This window comes from Gemmiger formicilis (assembly GCF_016901605.1).
Taxonomy (GTDB): domain Bacteria; phylum Bacillota; class Clostridia; order Oscillospirales; family Ruminococcaceae; genus Gemmiger; species Gemmiger formicilis_B.
Genome location: NZ_JACJKP010000277.1, coordinates 1 through 2,277, shown reverse-complemented (window position 1 = coordinate 2,277; position 2,277 = coordinate 1). Strand labels below are relative to the sequence as shown.

Here is a 2,277-nt window from a genome sequence, read left to right as displayed (position 1 = left end):
TGGTAAAAGTGTGGTTGCCAGACTTTTCAGGGCTCCCTTTAGGGAGCGACCACAGGAGATAGGCCCTTATAGGGCCTGTTCAAACCACCCGTTCAACGGGTGGTTTTGATTGTTATTTTGGGCTGTTTGTACAAATCTAAACGGGAACGCAAAAATGTATTCTGATTTCAAAAATACATTTTGTCCATGCTCGCTGCTATTTTCACAGCAGCCAGTTCCGTAATTTTGGACGAATTCAGCTTTCAGTAAAGGGGGCCATTATGGGACGAGACGATCAAAGGCAAGCAGTAGAAAACATTCCCTTGGAACAACTGAAGCCATTTAAGAATCATCCCTTTCAGGTACGAGACGATGAGGAATTTCGGCGTCTTGTTGAGAGCATTGAAATTCACGGTGTAATTCATCCAGCGGTGGCTCGCCAGATTGGTGAGGAATGCTATGAACTAATTTCTGGTCATCGACGCAAAGCGGCTTGTGAAGTATTGGGTTACTCTGAGATGCCTGTTTTAGTCCGGTCTATGACGGATGATGAGGCAGTTGTAAACATGGTAGATGCAAACCTTCAGCGTGAGACGATTCTCCCAAGTGAAAGAGCCTTTGCATACAAAATGAAGTTGGCAGCTATGAGCCATCAGGGGCGTAAAGGATTTACTTCCGCCCAACTTGGGCGGAAGTGTGTCGGAAAAGAATCCAGAGAGTTAATTGCTGAACAAGTCGGTCAAAGTCGCAACCAAATTTCTCGCTATATCCGTCTTACTGAATTGATACCAGAAATTCTTGAAATGGTTGATAATAGAAAAATCGCATTGAATCCAGCAGTATCTATTTCCTACTTGGACAAGAAGCAACAAAAGCTACTATATAAGGTGATGGTAGCACTAAAAGCAACCCCATCTATTTCTCAGGCAAAAGCCATCCGAGAAAAGGCCAGTGAATCAGACTTCACAGAAGATTACTTGGTTTCTATCTTATCGGAAAAGAAACCAAACCAGAGAGAGCCGATGATTGTTGAAGAAGAAGAAATCAAGCAGTATTTCCCCTCGCATTACAATAGTGAACAGATGCACAACACGATTTTACTGTTGATTAGGAATTGGAGTAAAAAGCGTGGCTACACACAATAAAAGGTCATTATACCTTGTCACAACAGGGAGCAGAAAATTTTTCTGCTCCTTTTTTTATTTTTTGCGCAACAAACGGCCTCTGCCGTGGCCTACAAGTGAGAGTTACATCTCATGGACCTTGAAAATTCAGAAGAACATCAGGTACAACCGTCCCTCGGAGAGCCACTACGGTGATACGCCATGACGCCTACGGGTCGAGCGACTTCCCTATCGCCGGTAAAGAGCTTGATAACTTGAGGCCACGATCCAGGGGCAGGGGGAAAACTTACACTCAGCCACAGTCCGAGCGTTAAAAGCGTCGCAGGCAATGGGAGTGTCCGGTACAGAACCGTGATAAATGAATCCTAAATCAAAAGGATGCCGAAATGTTCTTGATTTTAAGAAAACCCAAGGGGGTAGTTTACCCTCTTTATATTCCATCTTCTGTTCAAGACACAGGAGGAAACTGAAATGAACACACAAATTATCGCCATCGCCAACCAGAAAGGCGGCGTTGGCAAGACAACCACCTGCGCAAACCTGGGTATCGGGCTGGCACAGGCCGGGAAGAAAGTGCTGCTGATCGACGGGGACCCGCAAGGAAGTCTGACCATCAGCCTGGGCCACCACCAGCCGGACAAGCTACCCTTTACCCTGTCCGACGCGATGGGCCGTATCCTGATGGACGAGCCGCTGCGCCCCGGCGAGGGTATCCTGCATCACCCGGAGGGCGTTGACCTGATGCCCGCTGACATCCAGCTCTCCGGCATGGAGGTCTCTCTGGTGAACGCCATGAGCCGAGAGACAATCCTGCGGCAGTATCTGGACACCCTCAAGGGACAGTATTCCCATATCCTGATTGACTGTCAGCCCTCCTTGGGGATGCTTACGATCAATGCGTTGGCTGCTGCCAACAGGGTAATAATCCCCGTCCAGGCGGAGTATCTGCCCGCCAAGGGCTTGGAACAGCTGCTCCAGACGGTCAATAAGGTGAAACGGCAGATCAACCCCAAGCTCCAGATCGACGGTATCCTGCTGACGATGGTGGACAACCGCACCAACTTTGCCAAGGAGATTGCGGCTCTGCTGCGAGAAACCTACGGCAGCAAAATCAAAGTGTTCGGAACTGAGATTCCCCATTCCGTCCGGGCAAAGAAAATCAGTGCCGAGGGCA

The 2,277-nt window shown here is 48.4% G+C and carries 2 protein-coding genes; both read left to right on the top strand.

Annotation, left to right across the window (positions count from 1 at the left end):
* The first annotated feature begins 260 nt into the window (after positions 1 to 260).
* On the top strand, positions 261 to 1,124 hold the full coding sequence (locus H6B10_RS14090; protein ID WP_204652181.1) for a ParB/RepB/Spo0J family partition protein: 864 nt from the start codon (positions 261 to 263) through the stop codon (positions 1,122 to 1,124).
* 450 nt (positions 1,125 to 1,574) lie between these two features.
* On the top strand, positions 1,575 to 2,277 hold a 703-nt coding region (locus H6B10_RS14085; protein WP_204652180.1), incomplete at its 3' end, for a ParA family protein.